The sequence below is a fragment of the Methylobacterium sp. 1A genome (genome assembly GCF_058072805.1).
Genome location: NZ_JBYQVE010000001.1, coordinates 1,782,218 through 1,801,331, shown reverse-complemented (window position 1 = coordinate 1,801,331; position 19,114 = coordinate 1,782,218). Strand labels below are relative to the sequence as shown.

The 19,114-nt window shown below is 68.3% G+C and carries 14 protein-coding genes and 5 pseudogenes; 4 read left to right on the top strand and 15 right to left on the bottom strand.

Annotated features, from left to right (window positions below):
* Window positions 1-2: 2 nt before the first annotated feature.
* Window positions 3-332: a c-type cytochrome gene (locus ACX9MN_RS08815; RefSeq protein WP_489724247.1), complete on the bottom strand. Its 330-nt coding sequence runs from the start codon at window positions 330-332 to the stop codon at window positions 3-5.
* On the bottom strand, window positions 332-1,147 hold the full coding sequence (locus ACX9MN_RS08810) for a universal stress protein (protein ID WP_489724246.1): 816 nt from the start codon (window positions 1,145-1,147) through the stop codon (window positions 332-334). Before ACX9MN_RS08810 ends, ACX9MN_RS08815 begins: the two co-directional genes overlap by 1 nt.
* A gap of 445 nt (window positions 1,148-1,592) precedes the next feature.
* Between ACX9MN_RS08810 and ACX9MN_RS08805 the strand changes: the two genes are divergently transcribed.
* Window positions 1,593-1,859, top strand: a complete 267-nt coding sequence (locus tag ACX9MN_RS08805) for a hypothetical protein (RefSeq protein WP_489724245.1) — start codon at window positions 1,593-1,595, stop codon at window positions 1,857-1,859.
* A gap of 248 nt (window positions 1,860-2,107) precedes the next feature.
* On the opposite strand, the gene ACX9MN_RS08800 is transcribed toward ACX9MN_RS08805, so the two are convergent.
* The 4 genes and pseudogenes from ACX9MN_RS08800 to ACX9MN_RS08785 form a co-directional block, all read right to left on the bottom strand.
* Window positions 2,108-2,434 (bottom strand): chaperone modulator CbpM, encoded by a 327-nt coding sequence (locus tag ACX9MN_RS08800; protein WP_489724244.1) that lies wholly within the window; start codon window positions 2,432-2,434, stop codon window positions 2,108-2,110.
* Window positions 2,431-3,342, bottom strand: a complete 912-nt coding sequence (locus ACX9MN_RS08795) for a DnaJ C-terminal domain-containing protein (protein WP_489724243.1) — start codon at window positions 3,340-3,342, stop codon at window positions 2,431-2,433. Before ACX9MN_RS08795 ends, ACX9MN_RS08800 begins: the two co-directional genes overlap by 4 nt.
* A 231-nt stretch (window positions 3,343-3,573) precedes the next feature.
* Entirely contained in the window at window positions 3,574-6,192 is a 2,619-nt protein-coding gene (gene clpB / locus ACX9MN_RS08790) for an ATP-dependent chaperone ClpB (RefSeq protein ID WP_489724242.1), read from the bottom strand.
* A gap of 312 nt (window positions 6,193-6,504) precedes the next feature.
* Window positions 6,505-6,678: pseudogene (locus ACX9MN_RS08785) on the bottom strand (IS630 family transposase); the annotation flags it as partial.
* A 1,152-nt stretch (window positions 6,679-7,830) separates the two neighbouring features.
* Between ACX9MN_RS08785 and ACX9MN_RS08780 the strand changes: the two are divergent.
* Complete coding sequence (locus ACX9MN_RS08780; RefSeq protein WP_408902957.1) at window positions 7,831-8,739, top strand: tyrosine-type recombinase/integrase; 909 nt, start codon at window positions 7,831-7,833, stop codon at window positions 8,737-8,739.
* A 6-nt stretch (window positions 8,740-8,745) separates the two neighbouring features.
* Window positions 8,746-9,942, top strand: a complete 1,197-nt coding sequence (locus tag ACX9MN_RS08775; protein WP_408902958.1) for an IS91 family transposase — start codon at window positions 8,746-8,748, stop codon at window positions 9,940-9,942.
* A 580-nt stretch (window positions 9,943-10,522) separates the two neighbouring features.
* On the opposite strand, the gene ACX9MN_RS08770 is transcribed toward ACX9MN_RS08775, so the two are convergent.
* From ACX9MN_RS08770 to ACX9MN_RS08760, 3 genes are all read right to left on the bottom strand, one after another.
* Complete coding sequence (locus ACX9MN_RS08770; protein WP_408902959.1) at window positions 10,523-10,726, bottom strand: hypothetical protein; 204 nt, start codon at window positions 10,724-10,726, stop codon at window positions 10,523-10,525.
* Between the two features lie 214 nt (window positions 10,727-10,940).
* Complete coding sequence (locus ACX9MN_RS08765; protein WP_408902960.1) at window positions 10,941-11,750, bottom strand: IS5 family transposase; 810 nt, start codon at window positions 11,748-11,750, stop codon at window positions 10,941-10,943.
* A 64-nt stretch (window positions 11,751-11,814) separates the two neighbouring features.
* Window positions 11,815-12,396, bottom strand: a complete 582-nt coding sequence (locus tag ACX9MN_RS08760; protein WP_489724241.1) for a carboxymuconolactone decarboxylase family protein — start codon at window positions 12,394-12,396, stop codon at window positions 11,815-11,817.
* 60 nt (window positions 12,397-12,456) lie between these two features.
* On the opposite strand from ACX9MN_RS08760, the gene ACX9MN_RS08755 reads away from it, so the two are divergent.
* On the top strand, window positions 12,457-13,275 hold the full coding sequence (locus tag ACX9MN_RS08755; protein WP_408902962.1) for a helix-turn-helix transcriptional regulator: 819 nt from the start codon (window positions 12,457-12,459) through the stop codon (window positions 13,273-13,275).
* Between the two features lie 203 nt (window positions 13,276-13,478).
* Here the strand turns inward: ACX9MN_RS08755 and ACX9MN_RS08750 are convergent.
* The 6 genes and pseudogenes from ACX9MN_RS08750 to ACX9MN_RS08725 all read right to left on the bottom strand — a co-directional run.
* Window positions 13,479-13,709: pseudogene (locus ACX9MN_RS08750) on the bottom strand (GNAT family N-acetyltransferase); the annotation flags it as partial.
* Window positions 13,709-14,606: pseudogene (locus ACX9MN_RS08745) on the bottom strand (IS91 family transposase); the annotation flags it as partial. The pseudogenes ACX9MN_RS08745 and ACX9MN_RS08750, both read right to left, overlap by 1 nt.
* Window positions 14,607-14,612: 6 nt before the next feature.
* A pseudogene (locus ACX9MN_RS08740) lies at window positions 14,613-15,515 on the bottom strand (tyrosine-type recombinase/integrase).
* A gap of 272 nt (window positions 15,516-15,787) precedes the next feature.
* Window positions 15,788-16,093, bottom strand: a pseudogene (locus tag ACX9MN_RS08735) (hypothetical protein); the annotation flags it as partial.
* Between the two features lie 16 nt (window positions 16,094-16,109).
* Window positions 16,110-17,462: an IS701 family transposase gene (locus tag ACX9MN_RS08730; RefSeq protein WP_408902963.1), complete on the bottom strand. Its 1,353-nt coding sequence runs from the start codon at window positions 17,460-17,462 to the stop codon at window positions 16,110-16,112.
* A gap of 52 nt (window positions 17,463-17,514) precedes the next feature.
* Window positions 17,515-18,795: an AraC family transcriptional regulator gene (locus ACX9MN_RS08725; RefSeq protein WP_408902964.1), complete on the bottom strand. Its 1,281-nt coding sequence runs from the start codon at window positions 18,793-18,795 to the stop codon at window positions 17,515-17,517.
* Window positions 18,796-19,114 lie beyond the last annotated feature (319 nt).

Here is a 19,114-nt window from a genome sequence, read left to right as displayed (position 1 = left end):
GTTCAACGTTCCAGGGATTTGAGGTAGGCGATCAGATCTTGCGCTTGGTCCGGATCGAAGCGGAATTCGGGCATGCTGGGGTGACCGGTCCGGATACCCTCGGTGAGGGCCTCGCCGAGGTCTTCGACGGGGTAGCGCGTGTGGAGCTCGCGGAAGGGCGGCGCCTCCCGCAAGGGGCTGGTTCCGAGCCGCCCGACCGCGTGGCACCGGGCGCAGTTGGTCCGGGCCAGGATCTCGCCTTGGCGCACCTGCCGGTCCCAAGCCATCGCGGGACCGGCGAGGACAGGCAACATCGCGAAGATCGCGACCGCGGTGGCGGCAGCCGGGCGCATTAGTGGCTCATCAGGCAGCAGAGATACGTGCCCCCCAGCATGTCCCGGGTCGCCCCACCGAAGATCCACTCGCGGAGCCTGGAATGCCCGTAGGCGCCCATGACGATCAGGTCCGCGTCTTCGCGCCGGGCGAACCGGAGGATCTCGTCCGCGGTGCCGATCTCGGGCTCGCGCAGCAGATGGGTGGCGACGCTGACGCCATGGCTCGCCAGGTAGGCGGCGATGTCCGCCGCGCCTTCGTGGCGGGCGTCCGGGGCGACCACCGCGACGTGGACCTGCTCGGCCCGAACCAGGAACGGCAGGGCGTCGTGAACGGCCCGGCGGGCCTCGCGCGTGTCCTTCCAGGCCACGACGACCCGCTTGGCTGAGAGGCGCTTAAGGCCGGGCGGTGCCACGAGGACGGGACGGCCCACCTCCATCAGCAGGGGGCCCGCTGCGGCGCCCATCAGGCCCTGGTCGCCGTCAGCCGGCCCGTGGCGGCCCACCACCACGAGGTCGGCGGCGCGAGCCTGCTCGACGAGGTAGCCCGACGGCTCGGCCAGAGCGGAGCGCCACGCGGTCCGACTGGCTTCGCCGGCCTCGCGCTTGAACAGCGCGTGCGCCTCGGCCAACTCCTCCTTTGCCCGCGCCTCCTCGATCTCGATAATGCGCTCCGACGCATCGGGGCTCTCGACCGGGATCACGGTGATGATCTGCCGGGCCGCGACGCCGGTCAGCGTGGCCTCGAAGCGCTCGGCGATGCAGGCGGCGAGCCGGACACAGTCCGCGGACGCGGCCCCGAGATCGACCGAGACCATGACGTTGGAGATTCGCATGTCTGCCCCCGCGTTCGGGCTCGCCGGCCCGGCGGGACGCACCCTCGTTTGCGAGTACGGCCCGGACCTTGATCCATCTCAACGGGACCGGGTCACCGCAACCAAAGTGGGCGAACTCCCTGGAGCGGGGAGGGAAGGACGTCCGGGATGATTGATCGAGCGCAACGCCCGTCCTTGCCGGACAAAGATCCGGGGGACCCTCATCGGCTCGCGACGCCGCGGACACTTCCGGCCATCATCAAGGGTGCGAGCGGGTCCCATCAGCTCGCCCCGGGGTTGATGGCGATGGTCCTCTTCGTGGCGGACCTGGTGCCTCTTGGGCTGCAGCGGCGCATCGTCAACGAAGGCCTTCCCGGGGGAAGCTCCCGGACCACCATGCGGACGCCATAGTGCACTGACGCATTCGGAAGGTTCACATTGGGCGTGAGCCATGCGAGCCTGCGGCATGGCTCAGACGGTCTGCGTGATCGTCACCGAGGCCGAGAAGGCACGGCTGCGCGATCAGCGAGGATCGCGCTCACCCCTCAAGCACGTCCAGCGCGCCCGCATCTTCCTGCTCTCGGCCGATAAGGGAGGCCTCGGGAACCAGCAGTATGAGGGCCGCGCTCAATGGGGTGCCGAACCTGAGCGTGCTGGACGGCTGGTGGACCGAAGTCTGCGAGGAAGGAATTACCGGGTGGGCAATAGGTCTGCCGGCGGGTGGAAATCCTGAGCGACATGCCGACGAGCTCCACTCTAAACTGGAGAATACCGTTCTGCCCCCGTTCTTCGAAGACCGTGCGAGTTGGATAGGTATCATGAAGAGAGCGATCAGCAGAATTGGTCCGTTCTTCAGCAGCCGGCGCATGATGAGGCGATATGCTATCGAAGCTTAACTTCGGTAAGACGTCCCCATGTCGCCGGTCATCCGGACTGCTTGCTCAGGCCACTCGCTGACGCGGGACTTTTGCCGGGTGCCCGTCACGCATCTCCAGCGAGCAGGGCATTGACCTGTGCCGCGTACGCTCCGGACGCCTGCCGCAGGGCGGCTCGGAGTCCGTGGACCTGATCGACAAGATCGAGGATGATGCCGATGCCGGGCGCGTTGACGCCCATCTCATCGATCAGGTCACGGATGAGGCGGGCGCGGGCGAGGTCGACCTCCGAAAGGACGCACTCTGCCTCGGAGTGGGCGGGTGCGACGGTGCGCTCCCGCATGCCTCCTGCCGTGAGCCAGCCCTCCTCGAGCCAGATTTGCAGCGTGGGCTTTCCGATCCCGGACGCGAAGCAGAATTCATCGAGCGTCATCGATCGGCTCCCATGTCGCGGCGCGGGTCGTGGTTCTTGCCGGCGCTCCATTGCTCGACGAAGGCCGTCAAGTCGGGATCGTTCTCCGGAAGGGTGACCCGGAGTTCCACGTACAGGTCGCCGCGGCTCCCGTCCGCCCGAGGCACGCCTTTGCCCCGCAGGCGCATCACCCGGCCGGTATTGGAGCCCTTCGGCAGGGTCATCGCGACCTTCCCGGTTGGCGTCGGCACCTCGATTCGGCCGCCGAGTACGGCCTCGGAAAGCGAGATCGGGAGATTCAGGCGGAGGTCGTCGCCCTCTCGGCGGAAGATGGGGTGGGGCCGTATCGCCAACTCAACGTAGGCGTCACCTGGCGCGCCGCCGTTGAACCCGGGCTCGCCCTTGCCGCGGAGCCGAAGCACCTGACCGTCCTCGGCACCCGGAGGAATAGGGAGATCGAGCACGGCTCCATCCGGAAGCGTCACCCGTTTGGTCGAGCCATTGACCGCCTCGAGGAGGTCGATCGTCATCCGCAACCGGACGTCCGCACCGCGCATCCGGACGTTCGTCCGCGTGCCGCGGCGCAGGAGTTCGGAAAGGAGGTCGTCTTCGCCGAGAATGTCCTCAAACCCGGCTGAAGAGGCGTAGGGGTGCTCTCCGCCGGCTTCGGCGAAGTCGCGGTAGTAATGCGGGTGAGGTCGCTCCGCTCCGGACGAGTCGATCTCACCACGGTCGAAGCGTTCGCGCTTCTCGGAATCGCCCAGGATCTCGTAGGCGGCAGACAAGCGCTTGAATGCGTCGGCGGCTGTGGCTTTGCCCGGATTGAGGTCGGGATGATGCTTTTTGGCGAGACGGCGGAATGCCTTCTGGATTGCCTCGGCGGATGCGTCCCGCGTCAGCCCAAGCACTTCGTAAGGGTCGTCGCTCATTGGTCGAGATTTCCTCAGGAGCAGGCCCGATACGCGAAAATGAGAACAGGGCTCCCCGACCGACAGCGCTACGCCGTCGCGGCGTTGGCCTGCTGAACTGGCCCGCCCGCAGCCTGCTCACGCCGATTCGCGAAGCCGGCTGCGGTCTGTGCTGAAATGGTCCAGGCGGCATCGAACGTGCGGTTGCCAAACCGGCGCCGCACACCCGCAAATGTTACAAATTCCGCCTTCTCACGCGGCCAGTCCCGGTCGCATCGACGATGCAGGCGGGTCGCGACCAATGATTAAACCTGCTGTCCCGACCGTCACGGACACCGTCTCGCCGTCGTGGACCTTGCCGGAGAGGACCAGCTCGGCCAGCGGATCCTGGACGTTCTTCTGGATAACCCGCTTCAGCGGCCGCGCCCCGTAGGCCGGGTCGTAGCCCTTGTCGGCGAGCCAGTTCTTGGCATCCTCGTCCACGTCGAGGGTGATCTTGCGGTCGTCGAGCAGCTTCTGCAGGCGCCCGAGCTGGATCTCGACGATCGTGCCCATCTCCGACCGCGCGAGGCGGTGGAACAGGATGATCTCGTCGACCCGGTTCAGGAATTCCGGCCGGAAGTGGCTCCGGACCACGCCCATCACCTCGCCGCGGACCGCGTCGGTGTCCTGGCCCGCAGGCTGGTTCACCAGGTACTCGGCCCCGAGATTCGACGTCATGATCAGCAGCGTGTTGCGGAAATCGACCGTCCGCCCCTGGCCGTCGGTGAGCCGCCCGTCGTCGAGAACCTGCAGCAGGACGTTGAACACGTCCGGATGCGCCTTCTCGACCTCGTCGAACAGCACGACCTGATAGGGCCGCCGCCGCACGGCCTCGGTGAGGGCGCCGCCCTCCTCGTAGCCGACATAGCCCGGAGGCGCGCCGATCAGCCGGGCGACCGCGTGCTTCTCCATGTACTCGGACATGTCGACGCGCACGAGCGCCGTGTCGTCGTCGAACAGGAAGCCGGCGAGCGCCTTGGTCAGCTCGGTCTTGCCAACGCCGGTCGGGCCCAGGAACATGAACGAGCCGATCGGCCGGTTCGGATCCTGCAGGCCGGCGCGGGCGCGCCGGACCGCGGTCGAGACCGCCTCCACCGCCTCCCGCTGGCCGACGACGCGCTTCGACAGCGCGTCCTCCATGGCCAGCAGCTTCTCGCGCTCGCCCTCCAGCATCTTGTCCACCGGCACGCCGGTCCAGCGGGAGACCACCGCGGCGACGTGGGCGGGCGTGACCGCCTCCTCCATCATCGCGTCGCGGCCGTTCTCCGCCTTCGCCTCGATCTCGGCGAGCTGCTTCTCCAGGCCCGGGATGACGCCGTAGGCGAGCTCACCCGCGCGCTGGTACTGCCCCTGGCGCTGCGCCGCGGCCAGCTCGTTGCGGGCCTCGTCGAGCTTCTTCTTCAGGCCCGCGGCGGTGCCGAGCTTGTCCTTCTCGGCCTTCCAGCGGGCGGTGATCGCCGCCGAGCGCTCCTCCAGGTCGCCGAGCTCCTTCTCCAGCCGGACCAGCCGGTCGCGGGAGGCGGAATCGGACTCCTTCTTGAGCGCCTCGGCCTCGATCTTCAGCCGGACGATCTCGCGATCGATGTTGTCGAGCTCCTCGGGCTTCGAATCCACCTGCATGCGCAGGCGCGAGCCCGCCTCATCCACCAGATCGATGGCCTTGTCGGGCAGGAAGCGGTCGGTGATGTAGCGGTTCGAGAGCGTCGCGGCCGCCACCAGGGCGGAATCCTGGATGCGCACGCCGTGGTGCTGCTCGTACTTCTCCTTCAGGCCGCGCAGGATCGAGACCGTGTCCTCCACGGTCGGCTCCGACACGAAGACCGGCTGGAAGCGCCGGGCCAGAGCCGCGTCCTTCTCGACGTGCTTGCGGTACTCGTCGAGGGTAGTCGCGCCGACGCAGTGCAACTCGCCGCGGGCGAGCGCGGGCTTCAGCAGGTTCGAGGCGTCCATGGCCCCGTCCGCCTTGCCGGCGCCGACCAGCGTGTGCATCTCGTCGATGAACAGGATGATGCCACCCTCGGCCGCCGTGACCTCGGAGAGTACGCCCTTCAGCCGCTCCTCGAACTCGCCGCGGTACTTCGCGCCGGCGATCAGCGCGCCCATGTCGAGGGCGAGGAGACTCTTGTCCCGCAGGGACTCGGGCACGTCGCCGTTGACGATGCGTAGCGCCAGACCCTCGACGATCGCGGTCTTGCCGACGCCGGGCTCGCCGATGAGGACCGGGTTGTTCTTGGTGCGCCGGGACAGGACCTGGATGGTCCGCCGGATCTCCTCGTCGCGGCCGATCACCGGGTCGAGCTTGCCGTCCCGGGCGGCCTCGGTGAGGTCGCGGGCATATTTCTTGAGCGCGTCGTAGGCGTTCTCGGCCGAGGCGTTGTCGGCGGTGCGCCCCTTGCGCAGCGCGTTGATCGCGGCGTTCAGCGAGGCGGGGGTGACGCCCGCCGCCTGGAGCGCGCGGCCGGCCTCGGAATCCTTCTCCACCGCCAGGGCGAGGAGCAGCCGCTCGACCGTGACGTAGGAATCGCCCGCCTTCTCGGCGGCCTTCTCGGCGGTGTCGAACAGGCGCATCAGCTCGCGCGTCGCCTGCGGGGCGGCCGCGTTGCCGGACACTTTCGGCTGCTTGGCGAGCCACTGCTCGGTCTGTGCGAGCGCCACGCGCGACTGTCCGCCCGCGCGGTCGATCAGGCCGGCGCAGAGGCCTTCCGGATCGTCGAGCAACACCTTGAGCAGGTGGCCCGGCTGAAGCTGGGGATGCCCCTCGCGCATCGCGAGATTCTGAGCCGCCTGCACGAAGCCGCGGGCGCGCTCGGTGTACTTCTCGAAATTCATGCGCGGGTCTCTTAATCCAAGTGGCACTCCAGTTCATCGAGAGAAGAATGGAGTGACCCGTGAACGCGCAGCTTTCATGGCTGGCTCAGGCTGCAGGCCAATCTGGATTCTGCGGCGACCTCTATATGGGGGCACGCTCGATATCTTCTGTGATTTAGATCAACACTCCTCCGGAAAGCAGCTCCTGCTCGGGCGAGTAGGCCGTGTCCGTACGGCTTGTGGGATGGGTGCTCCGCCAATTGCTCGCCGTGGCGATGATCGGCCTCCGGTAGCGGCCCCAATCGAACGTGTGCGGGCTAGAGCGCGCCCCGATCAGCTTGTAGCATAGGCGTCATCCTCGTAGCCGGACGCCGCGAAGTGGTTGCGGCACTCCTCAGGCGAGAAGCGCGTGAAGGCTTTTTGGATCGCCGCCCGGAGATTGCTGACCCTGCGGGCCGCCGCGCTGCGCAGGAGCGCCTTGAGCTTTGAGAAGGCGGGATGGCGCGGCCAAAGGCGATGCTGCTTCGACCGTCGTCCGACGGAAGTCCGTCGTGCACGGCGGCGACAGCTGTGCGCCGCGCTGGTTCCGAGCGTAGGCGGCAGGGCGGGGAGGGCGTCCTTGGCTTCCGTCGAAGCGGTATGGTGCGGCCATCGGCTCGGCCCCAGGCATGCGCGGCGATCCGGAAATGCGCCTGTCACGACCGAACGAGGACGTGGTGCGGCAATCCCGACCGCGCGCCCGGATCCGAACCGGCGTACAAGTCCAGGTTGCGGGAGGGGATCGCACGGGCTTTCCGGAGCCGGTACGGCGGCGTCCGGTGGGCCGGCCGGCGCACTCCTTCACATCGTACCACGAGCCGCGATGCGGGTCCCGAACCCTGGCGTCGGCACGCCATCGCGGACCCTCGGCATTTCATTGCCAAAACCATTGCCAAAACCTCCGTTTTGGCCCGTTCTCAGAGGGGAGAAAACCAAACTTTCTATTAGGGCCGACTCGCTCGACTCCGGCGCTGCACATCGCGGCCCAGCCTGGAGCGGCGGTCGAAGTGCGGCCTCCGCTCCTTTCCGGTTCCTTCCGGTGCCCTCCCGTGCCGCGGTATCGATTGCCTGGCAATGGATTGCCCTGTTCCTTTTGGCCGTCCAGACCTGATGGAACGGTGCACCAAACCCGCCGGCCTCGGCCCGATGCACGATCGCGCAATAGTCCCGGTCGATCGTTCCTTCGTGACGGCCGCGAAGTCTGCCTCCGAACGTACTACCTCAGATTGCGGAGCGCCCGGATGAGGGCGCGAGGTCGGAAGCGGATCGAGTGCCGGAAGTTCGGCATTTAGCTTCGCGTTCGGCGTACCGTCGTCTGATGAAGTTCTCGTGGAAAGGACATGGTGGCTTCCGAGTAAGGTCGCTCTCCGGCGCGGCTACCGGCCGGAAATCAATGCTTGGTATCCGTAGCGAGGGGCTGCTTCCGACCAGGCTTTCGGACGGTCTGATTGCCGGCAATCTGATTGGCGCCGGGACGACCGAGAATGGCCGATGAACGAACCCGCTGCGCGGGAGGGTGCGTGTGGTGAGGGCGCGGGAGGGTCGGGACCGTCGCGCCTCGTTTGAGGCCCGTCGGCGGCGGGCCGAGCATCGCGGCTCCTTCATCCGCGGAGCCCCACGATGCACGATCTTCTCCCCGCCCGCGCGGTCAGCCCCCTGCGCCAGCGCCTGATCGACGACATGAGCCTGCGCCGGTTCTCGCACGCGACCCAGCGCAACTACATCCGCGACGTCGGCCGCCTCGCCACCTTCCTCGGGCGCCGGCCCGACACGGCCACCGCGGAGGACCTGCGCCGCTTCCAGGTCGAGCAGCGCGAGGCCGGCGTGCCGGTGCCGACCCTCAACGCCATCGTCTCGGCGTTGCGCTTCTTCTTCACCCACACCCTCGACCGGCCCGACCTCGCGCGCCAGCTCGTCCGGCTCGCCTATCCGCTCACGCTGCCGGTGGTGCTCAGCCGCGACGAGGTCACCCGGCTGCTCGACGCCACCACCTGCCTCAAGCATCAGGCTGCTCTGTCGGTGGCCTACGGCGCCGGCCTGCGCGTGGCCGAGGTCGCAGCGCTCAAAGTCATCGACATCGACAGCGCGCGCATGCTCATCCGGGTCGAGCGCGGCAAGGGCGGACGATACCGCAACGCGCTGCTCCCGGCGGACCTGCTCACCCTGCTGCGCCAGTGGTGGAAGGTCGGACGCCAGCAGGGCGTCATGCAGCGTGACGGCTGGCTGTTCCCGGGCCAGCATCCGATGAAGCCGATCAGCACTCGCCACCTCCACCGCATCGTCGTCGAGGCGGCCCGGGCGGCCGACATCGCCAAGCGGGTGGGCCCGCACACCCTGCGCCACAGCTTTGCTACCCACCTCTTGGAGGACGGCATCGACATCCGGGTGATCCAGGTCCTGCTCGGCCACGCCAAGCTGGAGAACACCGCCTTCTACACCAAGGTCGCCACCCGCACGGTCCGCACCGTGACCAGTCCGCTCGACAAGCTCGGGCTGTTCCGGATCGGGGAGATCGCGCCCGGCGGCTGACGCCCCGTGCCGGCCTCCACGCTGGAGGTGGCCGACATCTTCCGGGCCGCGGGCGCCGGCTACCGGGCGGCCCAGGCCGGTCACGTCAGCCTCGCCCAACTCAAGGTCATGGCGGCGATCGAGCAGTGCCGCACCGCCGCGCTGGGCGGGCACGTCGAGGCCTGCGACGGCTGCGGCCACCGGCGGATCGCCTACAACTCGTGCCGCAACCGGCACTGCCCCAAGTGCCAGGGCGCGGCCGCGCGCACGTGGCTCGCCGCGCGCGAGGCCGACCTGCTGCCGGTGGGCTACTTCCACGTCGTCTTCACCCTGCCGGCCGAGATCGCCGCCATCGCCTTCCACAACAAGGCTGCGGTCTACGACCTGCTGTTCCGGGCCGCCTCCGAGACGATGCTGACCATCGCCGCCGACCCGACGCACCTCGGGGCCCGCATCGGGCTGACCGCCGTGCTCCACACCTGGGGCTCGGCCATGACGCACCATCCGCACGTCCACATGATCGTGCCGGGCGGCGGGCTCTCGATGGACGGCGCGCGCTGGGTGTCCTCGCGCCCGGCCTTCCTCCTGCCGGTGCGGGTGCTGGCCAAGCTGTTCCGCCGCCTGTTCCTGACGGGGCTCACCGCCCTGCACGAGGCCGGTCGGCTCGCCTTCTTCGGCAGTCTGGCCCTGCTGACCGAGCGCCGCGCCTTCCTGCGGCACCTCGCACCGGTCCGGACCAAGCGCTGGGTCGTCTACGCCAAACCACCCTTCGCCGGTCCCGCGGCGGTGCTGGCCTACCTGTCGCGCTACACCCACCGCGTGGCGATCTCGAACCGACGGCTGGTCGCCTTCGACGGGGCCGGCGTCACCTTCCGCACCAAGGACTACCGCCGCGACGGGCCCGAGCGCTACGGCATCACGACCCTGGGCACGGACGAGTTCATCCGCCGCTTCCTGCTGCACGTCCTACCCAAAGGCTTCCATCGCATCCGCCACTACGGTCTGCTCGCCAGCACCGGCCGCCGGGCCAACCTCGCCCGCATCCGCAACCTGCTCGCCGTCCCGCCGCCGGTGATCTCGCCCGAGCCCACGGCGCCGCCCGACCGTCTGACCCCCTGTCGGTGCTGCGGCGGACGCATGACGGTCGTCGAGATCTTCGGCCGCTTCATGCAGCCGCGCGGCCCGCCGACCGCATCCACCCCGACCGGGATGAGAGCGGCATGACCCGGCACGCCATCAGCCACCACCACGCCGGGGGCCTTCGCGCCGCGGGCGGAGGATCGTTGTGCGCAGGCCGGGGCGAGCAGTGCTCTTGGTCGCCCGACCCGGGCCGAGACCGGTCGATCAGCGCCCCGACCACCCTCGGCCAGCCATCCTCCCAGCCCAGCCGACCGCCGCGCCGCCTCCACCAAGCGCCGCGCCCGCCCGCGCCATCAGGCCGGATCGCACAATCCCCATAGCCGAGCGCCTCGGTCCCCGCGGGTTCGTTCTTCGGGGACTTTCGTACGCCTCCCGGCGCCCGAAACTCTTCACGAAAGCCGCTGATCCGCTTTGCCGTAAGTACGCCGGAGAAGCGGGCAGTCAGCCGCCTGCACCCGCTTGCACGATCGACAGCGGATCCCCGCGGTATGTGCAGCACACAGACAACCCACCGACGCGCCTCGACGAGCCGCGCGTCCATGGCGGTCGTCATGTCCGGCTCCTCTCCGCCTGCGCATCGGCCTAACCCACCCGAGGATGATCCAGGCGAATGAAAAGGCGGCCGAGCCTGCGTCCAGCCGCCTCAGGACTGGTCATCCGGAGCTCAAGCGTCGGCGAGAACCGGAGCGCGGTCCTTGGTCTCGGGCGCGTTCAGGACGAACGTCACCAGCAGCACCGCGGCGCCGTTGGCCCAGTAGTAGATCGCTTCGAGGCCCTCGAAGCCGAGCACGAACGGTGCGACGATGAAGGAGATGCCGACCGGGCGATCCACCGCCACATGAAGCCAGTAGGGCCGCACGCGGATCACGCCGGTCTTGTGGTCGGTTAGGAAGGTCAGTGCGAAGGCCGCAACGGCGTGATCACCAGGCTCAACGCGACCGGATAGTCGAGGTAAGCGTGAACGGTCTTGGTGACGAAACGGAGGTTGGTGACTCTCTCCTATTGGTTCGCGGAGCTCGACGGGGCGAGGCGCCGCAGTGGCTGGCTGGGGAAGAGCAGGCGCGGCATCCGGCTAGAGCGTGTTATGAACCTGTCATCAGTCGTTCGGCCTGTTTCAACATGAGGCAAACGAAGGCGATCATGTGAAGCCCTGCCAACGTTGTGGCATAACGCTCGTAATCCTTGACCAAGCGCCGACAACGCGTCGCCCAGGCGAAGGATCGCTCGACCACCCAACGGCGCGGCAGCAGCACGAACCCGCGCTTGGCTTCGGGCGCTTTGACCACTTCTAAGGCGATGCCGTGCGCCTGAGCCGCGTCCGCCGCCCGGTCGCCGGTGTAGCCTTGGTCGACAAAGCCCGTCTCGACGCTCCCGTCCGTTTCCGCCTGCACCGCGCCGGTTAGACGATCCACCTCGCCGCGATCGTCGGCATCGGCCGGGGTGACATGCAGCGCCACCACGTGCCCGGGCGTGTCGACCGCCAGATGCACCTTCGAACCTCGTTTGCGCTTGGCCCCATCGTAGCCCGCTCGCTCGCCGCTCTCGGGCGAGGACCGCAACGTCCGACTGTCCAGGATCACCGCAGACGGCTCCGGCTCCCGATCCCCCGCCATCCGCAGCACCGCCCGCAGATCCCCCGCGACATCGGTAAAGCACTCCGCCGAAAGCCAGCGCTGCGTCTGCTGATACACGGCCGCCCACGGCGGCAGGTCGTGCGGCATGAACCGCCACGGGGCGCCCGTCTTCACGATGAACCGAAGCCCGTTGAACACCTCGCGCAGGTCGTGGTCACGCTGCCCCGAACTCTCCCGCAGCAGCGCCAGATAGGGCGCCACAAGCGCCCACTCTTCATCGCTGACGTCGGACGGGTAGGCGGCGCGTTCCAAGCTCATCCTCGGAAACGCACAGCCGCATCAGGGGTTCATAACACGCTCTAGACGCCGCGCCAGCAGCGGATCAGGCCGAGAGCGCGACGTCGACCTTGGGGAAGTCGATGTCGGTGTGGGCGACGTTGTTGGTGAAGTTGGTGAGCACATTCAGCGCGACGTTCGCGATCACCTCGATGAGGCGGGCGTCGTCGAGCCCGGCGGAACGCGCCGAAGCGACGTCCGCGTCGGTCACCTGACCCTTCGTCTCCACCACGCGGCGGGCGAATGTCGCGACCGCGTTGTCTCGAGGGTCCTGCGCATTGCCACGGCGGGCCGCGGCGATGCCTTCGGGGGAGAGGCCGGCGCCCTTACCCATCAGCGTGTGGGCCGAGAGGCAGTAGTGGCAGCCGTTCGCCTGGGCGACCGCGAGCGAGATGATCTCGCGCTGCTTGCCTGTCAGCGCGCCGTGGGCGAGCGCGTCGGAAAAGCCGAGATAGCCCTTCAGCACGGCGGGCGATTGGGCGAAGGTGGTGAACAGGTTCGGCACCATGCCGATCTTGGCCTTCACGGCCGAGAGCGTCGCCTGGACTTCGGCGGCGGCATGGGCGGTGTCGATGGGAGCGATACGGGGCATCGGCGAGATCCTCGTCTTGGTTTGTGCGGCTTGCACGCCCGCTCTGTGCCGAACGACGCGGTAGCGTAGGTCCCGAGAACGTTGCCGATCGTCCCGATGGATCACCTCGCCGCCCTCTTCGCCCACGCCACGCCCACCGCGCGGACCTTCTTCACGGGCAACCTATGCCAGGCGGTAGAATTCGCCGAAGGCGGCCACCTGCACTTCCTCAACGCCGGCACGCTGACGCTCGCGCAACGTGGCGAGCCCGACCTTATGCTCTCAGAGCCGACGCTGCTGTTCTTCCCGCGCAGCCGCACCCACCGCTTTCTCGTCGACCCCGAGCGTGGCGCCGACCTTGCCTGCGCTGCCGTCGACCTCGGCGGCGAAGCGGGCAGCCCGATCGGCGAGGGGCTGCCGGCGCTCGTGGTGCTGCCGCTCGCCAGCCATCCCGCGCTCGGGCCGACCTGCGACCTGATCGTCGACGAGGCCTTCGCGGAGGGCGACGGCCGGCAGACGGCGCTCGACCGGCTGTTCGATTACCTCCTGATACTGATCGTGCGGCACGTGGTGAGGAGCGGTCTCGTCGACGGCGGCGTCCTCGCGGGGCTCGCCGACACCCGGCTGGCGCGTGCGCTCACCGCGCTGCACGAGGCGCCGGGCAAGCCTTGGTCCCTCGAGAACCTCGCCGAGGTGGCCGGCATGTCGCGCACCCGTTTCGCGGAGCGCTTCCGCGTCGTTGTCGGCCGGACACCGATCGACTATCTCACGCTCTGGCGGATGACAGTGGCGCGCCAGCGCCTCGCCAAGGGCAAGTCTGTCAAGAGCGTGGCCGCGGAGGTCGGCTACGACAGCCCCGCTGCGTTTTCGCGGGTGTTCTCCCGCATCGTCGGGCACTCACCGCGCGAACAACAGGACAGCGCATCTCCTGAGTAAGCCTGCTTTGATGCATCCGCCCTCCGGAAGCGGTCGGGCGGAAATCCACCCATCCAAGGCGTTCAGCTACCCCTTGACGCTAGCAGGAGCTGGCCGATTCCGGTCCGCCCGCTTCAGAGAAGGGCCGCCGGAACAGCGAACGCTCCGCTTCCGACCCAAGTCAGGCGAAAACGCCGCCCATTGAGCGCCGTTGCGTCTGAGGGTCAGCCCGCCCGCGTGGTCGGCCGGGCGAAACGTTGCTCCAGCACCTCTACCCCCCATTGCTGTCCCGGCCGCTCCTCTACAAGCCGGAAGCCGTGCGACTCGTACAGGTGACGGGCGGCATGTAGGCCCTGGAACGTCCAAAGGTGGACGGCGTCGAAGGCCTGCCGCTCGCAGAAGTCCACAGCGGCGGTCAACAGCCTTCTGCCGACGCCGCCACCGCGCAATCCGTCAGGGTCATAACCTTCTGCCGATCGGCTCCATCGCGGCGGTAGTCCTTGTAGCGGAAGGTGACGCCGGCCTCGTTGAAGCCGACCAGCCGTCGGTTCGAGATGGCGACGCGGTGAGTGTAGCGCGACAGGTAGGCCAGCACGGCCTCGGGCCCGGCAAACGGCGGCTTGGCGTAGACGATCCAGCGCTTCGTCCGGACCGGTGCCAGGTGGCGCAGGAAGGCGCGGCGCTCGGCCAGGGGCGCCAGGCTGCCGAAGGCGGCGAGCCGTCCGGCCGCGTGCAGGGCGGTGAGCCCGGCCAGGAACAGCCGCCGGAACAGCTTGGCGAGGACGCGCACCGGCAGCAGGAAGCCGGGCTTTGCTGAGATCCAGCGGCTCCCGTCGCGCGCGAGGCCGCCGCCGGGCACGATCATGTGGACGTGCGGATGGTGCGTCATGGCCGAGCCCCAGGTGTGGAGCACGGCGGTCCGCCAGATGCGTGCACCGAGATGCTTCGGGTCGGCGGCGATGGTCAGCATCGTCTCGGAGGCCGCCCGGAACAGCAGGTCGTAGACGGCGGCCTTGTTCTGGAAGGCGATGTCGGCGACCTCGGCGGGCAGGGTGAAGACCACGTGGAAGTAGCCGACCGGCAGGAGGTCGGCCTCGCGCGCAGCCAGCCACGTGCGGGCCGCCGCGCCCTGGCACTTGGGGCAGTGCCGGTTGCGGACCAAGAATTGTAGGCGATGCGGGTGTGGCCGCAGGCCTCGCAGCCTTCGACGTGGCCGCCCAGCGCGGCGGTGCGGCAGGTCTCGATCGCCGCCATACCTTGCGCTGGTGCAGGCTCAGATGCCCGGCCCGGGCCGCCCGATAGGCCGGACCAGCGGCGCGGAAGATGTCGGCGACCTCGAGCGCGGGTCGCACGCCGGGTCAGCCGCTCCTGCTCTGACCTTCCATCAGCAACGCGAGACGCTCCAGCGGGCTGGTGACGGCGCGGATCGTCTTGGTCGCGACCCGGGCATAGAGCGCGGTGGTGTCGAGCTTGGCATGGCCGAGCAGGACCTGGATGACGCGGATGTCGACCTCCTGTTCGAGAAGATGGGTGGCGAAGCTGTGGCGCAGCGTATGGGGCGTCACCCGCTTGCGCAGGCCGGCGGCGTCCGCGGCCTCGTGAATGGCGCGGTTGATCTGGCGCGTCGAGATCGGCGCGACGGAGTTCCGGCCTGGGAACAGCCACCCGTGCGGCAGCATGAGGTTGCGGCGCCGGCCTTCCCGCCACCACAGCCGGAGCAGCCCCAGCAGCTGCGGGGACAGCATGGCGTTGTGGTCCTTGCGGCCCTTGCCCTGCTCGACCCGGATCAGCATGCGGGTGCTGTCGATGTCGTCGACCTTGAGGGCGGCGACTTCCGAGACGCGCAGGCCCGCGCCGTAGGCGGTGCCGAGCGCGGCCTTGTCCTTCAGCCCCGGCACCGCTTCGAGCAGCCGACTGACCTCCTCGACGCTCAGCACGTTCGGGAGCTTGCGGGCCTGACGGACCAGGACGAAGCGGCGCGCCAGATCCGGCCGGTCGAGCGTGACGGTGAAGAGGAAGCGCAGCGCCGACACCGAGCTGTTGACGGTGGGCGGCTGCACGCCGCTCTCGGCCTGATGGACCTGAAAGCGCCGGATGTCCTCGGCCGTCGCGCTATCGGGCTAGCGCTTGAGGAAAGCCGCAAAGCTGCGCACGAAGCGGATGTAGTCCCGCTGGGTCTCCTCTCGCAGGCCGCGCAGGCTCATGTCTTCGAGCATGCGTTGGCGTAGCGGGCTGATGGACGAGGGGGTCGGTTGGGGCATCGGGGTCTACTCCGGGATGAAGGTGCCACTTCATGCTCGGAGCCCCGCCCGGACCCGCTCAACTGTTCATCGATTCTCGTTACTTGCCCTCAACCGTGCCTCAAGGTCCCTCCCGCGAAGCGGGTTCGTGCATGGGTGGTGAGCTGACTTTGGCCTGCCGCCGGAAAGCCGACATTCAGCCTTGCGCCCATTGCCGCCGCACAGAAGGCGCGGTCGGGCTCTCCGAAACGGAGGTCGAACTCCAAGGGGCCGTCAACCTGATCTCTCGCGCCTCATCGCGAGCAGCGCTGGTAGCCGATCCCTGTCGTATCCTGATCATTGTAGTAGCGCTTGAGAGCCCCGCTCGCAGGCGCCATCAGGACCCTGACCTCGTTACCAGCCACGGCATTCGTGCAGTCGAGGAGAAGAAGCTGACGGTCCCCGGTTGGTCGGACCGATTTGATCTGGCATGAGGCCATCGGGGTTCTCAGGCGCTTGCCGGGGACGATGAAGGCGGGCGCGAAGATATCGACCGGCTTCTTGAACGCCGTCGCCTTTCCGTCGGAGGCATAGACATCCGCGCAGTCGCGTCCCTCTAAGCTCGACTTTGGCCATTCATGCGGCGTGGCAGAGAGCGTAGGCCCAGGACGCTGGCAAGCGGAAGCGGGGTTTTGTTCGGGCGGATCGGCGCGGTGATGTTGCCAAAGTCCGCTCGCGCCAGATCGCACAGCGCACGACGGCCAGGGCATCGGCGAAGGTCGGGCGCGGTTTGGGGTACCACGCGGCGGCAGCGATCCGTCGCCGTTGGCGGGCCGGGAGCCGTGCAGCCAGCAGCGTGACGATCGAGAACAGGGCGAGCAGGCAGGGTGTGGTGCGGGCAATTGCCGTGTCGGACCACTGCCGCTGCGTCTCGACGCCGAGATGAGCGCGCACTTCCTGGAAGGTGACCTCGACGGTCCAGCGCCGCACGAACCACCCCACGATCTGCGTGGGCTCGCGCGTCGGATCAGTGCAGAGCAGGGCCTGGGGCGGGAAGCGTGCCTTGGGATCGCGGATGAGTACCCAGCGGATCGGCACGACCGGCAGACCGCCGTGCCGCCACACCGCGGTGTCCGAGGCGATCTCGATCGTGCGCTCGCCCGCCCCGTACCAGCCCGGCACCACGACCGCGTGCCAGCGCGTGTCCTTGGCCGCGAGGGTCGCGGCGAGCGTCGGCCGCCGAGCGCCTTTGGTCCGCGGGCGCCCGATCGTGCCGGGCGGCCGCGGCGGGGCGGGATCGTAGAGCGCTGCGTCGAGCCGCAGGCGGGTGATCGCCGTGATGCGGGCGCGGCGCATCGCGTCGAGGAAGAGCAAGGCCGAGAAGCCGCTGTCGCCCACCACCACGAGGTCGCGTGCGCGCAGCCAGCGGCGGGCCTGGAGGGCAAGTTGGCGTCCAACGTCGAGCAACGGCTTGTGCCGACGGCCCCGGACGCGACAGGCGCGCTCTGATGGCACCAGCGCGGTCAGGAACGGCAGCGCCCAGACGCGCCCCGTCCAGGGGATCGGGGCGAGCAACATCAGGCTCATCCAGCGCAGCCCGCTCGCCTTGACGAAATGGCTGTCGGAGGAGCGAACCGGATCACGGTAGATGCCCTTGGCGGCGATCCGCTTGCCGCGGCGTCGCTCGATCGTGTCGTCCAGTCCCAGGACCACGGGGCCGCGTTGCGCGAACGCGTCGACGAGGAGCCCGAGCAAAATGCGGCTGCCGCTGCGCGGGCACCACGCCGCCCGGTTGAGGATGCGGTGGGCGTTCACGAACCGCCGCTCCTGCGCGCGGCCCATGATGCGTAGGACACTCGCCACCGTGCGGCGGCCCGGCGTCAGGATCGCGCCGATCAGCAGAAGCTGAGCATGGCGCCACGAGCGGTGGACGAACAGCGGCGCGAACGCCAGGATGATCCCGGCGAAGCGGGTGGGCAGGTCCAGCATGGCGGTGTCTCTTGGCGGGGACGCCACCAGCCTATCCGTCACACCCGCTTCGTCACCTCACATCCTCGACGACCCCTCCGATTGGCCAAAGTCGAGCTAAGACCCAGGCGCCCTGATATTCCGGCAGGCTGGCCTGAACCGCCCATGCGTTGGGCACCTCAGACAGGATTGCGAGGCCGAGCCCGAGCACAGCGGCTCCCGTGACATGCGCGGTTCTCATCGAGATCTTCTCCGATGGCGCATCAGCCTCTTTGACTGTCCTACACGGCTTGCTCGCTTGGGATGATGAGCTCGGCTGTCTCGGCGAGTTCTGAGCATTCGGGAGCCGAGCTGTTTCGACCGGCTGGTTCTCGCGCCGCCACGCACTCGGCGTCATGCCCGACCGGCGCCGGAAAGCATGGGTGAAGGCGGCAGGCTCGGAGAAATTCAACACCGCCGAAATCTCCGTCACGCTGACTCGGGTGTCGGCCAAGAGCTGCTTGGTCACTTGGAACTGCGCCTCGTCAGCAAGCCTTGTGAAGGTCGTTCCCTGGGCTTTCAGCCGGCGGCACAAGGTGCGTGGCGTAATCAGCCGTATGCGCGCCACGCGCTCCGCATGACAGCGCTGTCGGGTCACCTGGGTCCGGAGGTAGCGGCGAAGCTCATCCGTCAAGTTGGACGACTGATCGCTCCCAAGAGGGCAGAGGCGGTCCTCTGCCCTCTGGCGGACAATCGGGTCTGAACCGGCGATACGCTGCTCAAGAAGTTCGGCCGAGAACACCAACGCAGCCATCTCTTGATCGAATCGGACGGGCGCTCGGAAAAAGTGGTCATAGACGAGCGTGTCGCGGGGCTTGGAGTGCGGCAGCAGGACCTCCTCTGGAGCCCACCCAGACCCACACAGCGCCCGAAGGGCGTTGGTCATTGTGGCGAGCGCTCTCTCCGAATGGATGGCAGCGCTCTCGGCTTCCGGACCATAAGGGGCGTAGCTGAGGACGGTAGTGCCGCTGCGGGTGCCAAGCCCGATCACTGCGCCCCAGTTCTGCGTGTAAGAGTACGCTTCGAGAACCCGCAAAGCGCCGCCGATAGTGTCCGAGTGACGCATCAACAGGCCAAGCTGCCCCAGCGAAGCCAGGGTGGCGCGCTGGCCGATGAGCAGCCCGAGATGAGGGCAGTTCGTCCGCTCGGCCCCGAGGGTGATCAGGCAGCCGAGGTCCGCATATGGGACGGGCGCGCCGCCGTCGAAGAACCCGGGATCAAGCCCCAGTTCGGCAAGAAGGTCGTCGGGATCGGCACCGAGATCGACAAGGGCGGCGTAAATCGCCTGCCCAACCCCTGGACGGCCCAAGGCCACAGGGAACGGCTTCCTGTTCGCGCTGGGATCTTCGGTTCCGGCCGGCCGACCTGAAGGTCCAGGCGAGGCTGCTGCCACAGAAGAGGACATGAGCCCCCCCTCTGTTTGAACGCCGAGTCGGCGCGAGCGACGCACTTAACCCAGGATAAGCCAGGGTGGCTTGATCGAACTGGGCACCTCTGATCGCATGCAACACCGCCCTATAACAGGCGGGCGAGAAGACGCTCCATGACATTCAGTCGGCGAAGGTCCGCCGTCCGCGGGAGAGCCGCCCTGCTCGCTTCGTCTCAAGCTCCTCTAGTCCCGGCCAATCCTCTCA

What these genes read in the sequence shown, in the direction of transcription:
- ACX9MN_RS08730 (WP_408902963.1), bottom strand. Translation starts at nt 17,462, where the DNA reads ATGCTGGACCTGCCCACCCGCTTCGCCGGGATCATCCTGGCGTTCGCG.
- ACX9MN_RS08765 (WP_408902960.1), bottom strand. Translation starts at nt 11,750, where the DNA reads ATGAGCTTGGAACGCGCCGCCTACCCGTCCGACGTCAGCGATGAAGAG.
- ACX9MN_RS08780 (WP_408902957.1), top strand. Translation starts at nt 7,831, where the DNA reads ATGCACGATCTTCTCCCCGCCCGCGCGGTCAGCCCCCTGCGCCAGCGC.
- ACX9MN_RS08810 (WP_489724246.1), bottom strand. Translation starts at nt 1,147, where the DNA reads ATGCGAATCTCCAACGTCATGGTCTCGGTCGATCTCGGGGCCGCGTCC.
- ACX9MN_RS08795 (WP_489724243.1), bottom strand. Translation starts at nt 3,342, where the DNA reads ATGAGCGACGACCCTTACGAAGTGCTTGGGCTGACGCGGGACGCATCC.
- ACX9MN_RS08755 (WP_408902962.1), top strand. Translation starts at nt 12,457, where the DNA reads ATGGATCACCTCGCCGCCCTCTTCGCCCACGCCACGCCCACCGCGCGG.
- ACX9MN_RS08815 (WP_489724247.1), bottom strand. Translation starts at nt 332, where the DNA reads ATGCGCCCGGCTGCCGCCACCGCGGTCGCGATCTTCGCGATGTTGCCT.
- clpB (WP_489724242.1), bottom strand. Translation starts at nt 6,192, where the DNA reads ATGAATTTCGAGAAGTACACCGAGCGCGCCCGCGGCTTCGTGCAGGCG.
- ACX9MN_RS08800 (WP_489724244.1), bottom strand. Translation starts at nt 2,434, where the DNA reads ATGACGCTCGATGAATTCTGCTTCGCGTCCGGGATCGGAAAGCCCACG.
- ACX9MN_RS08805 (WP_489724245.1), top strand. Translation starts at nt 1,593, where the DNA reads ATGGCTCAGACGGTCTGCGTGATCGTCACCGAGGCCGAGAAGGCACGG.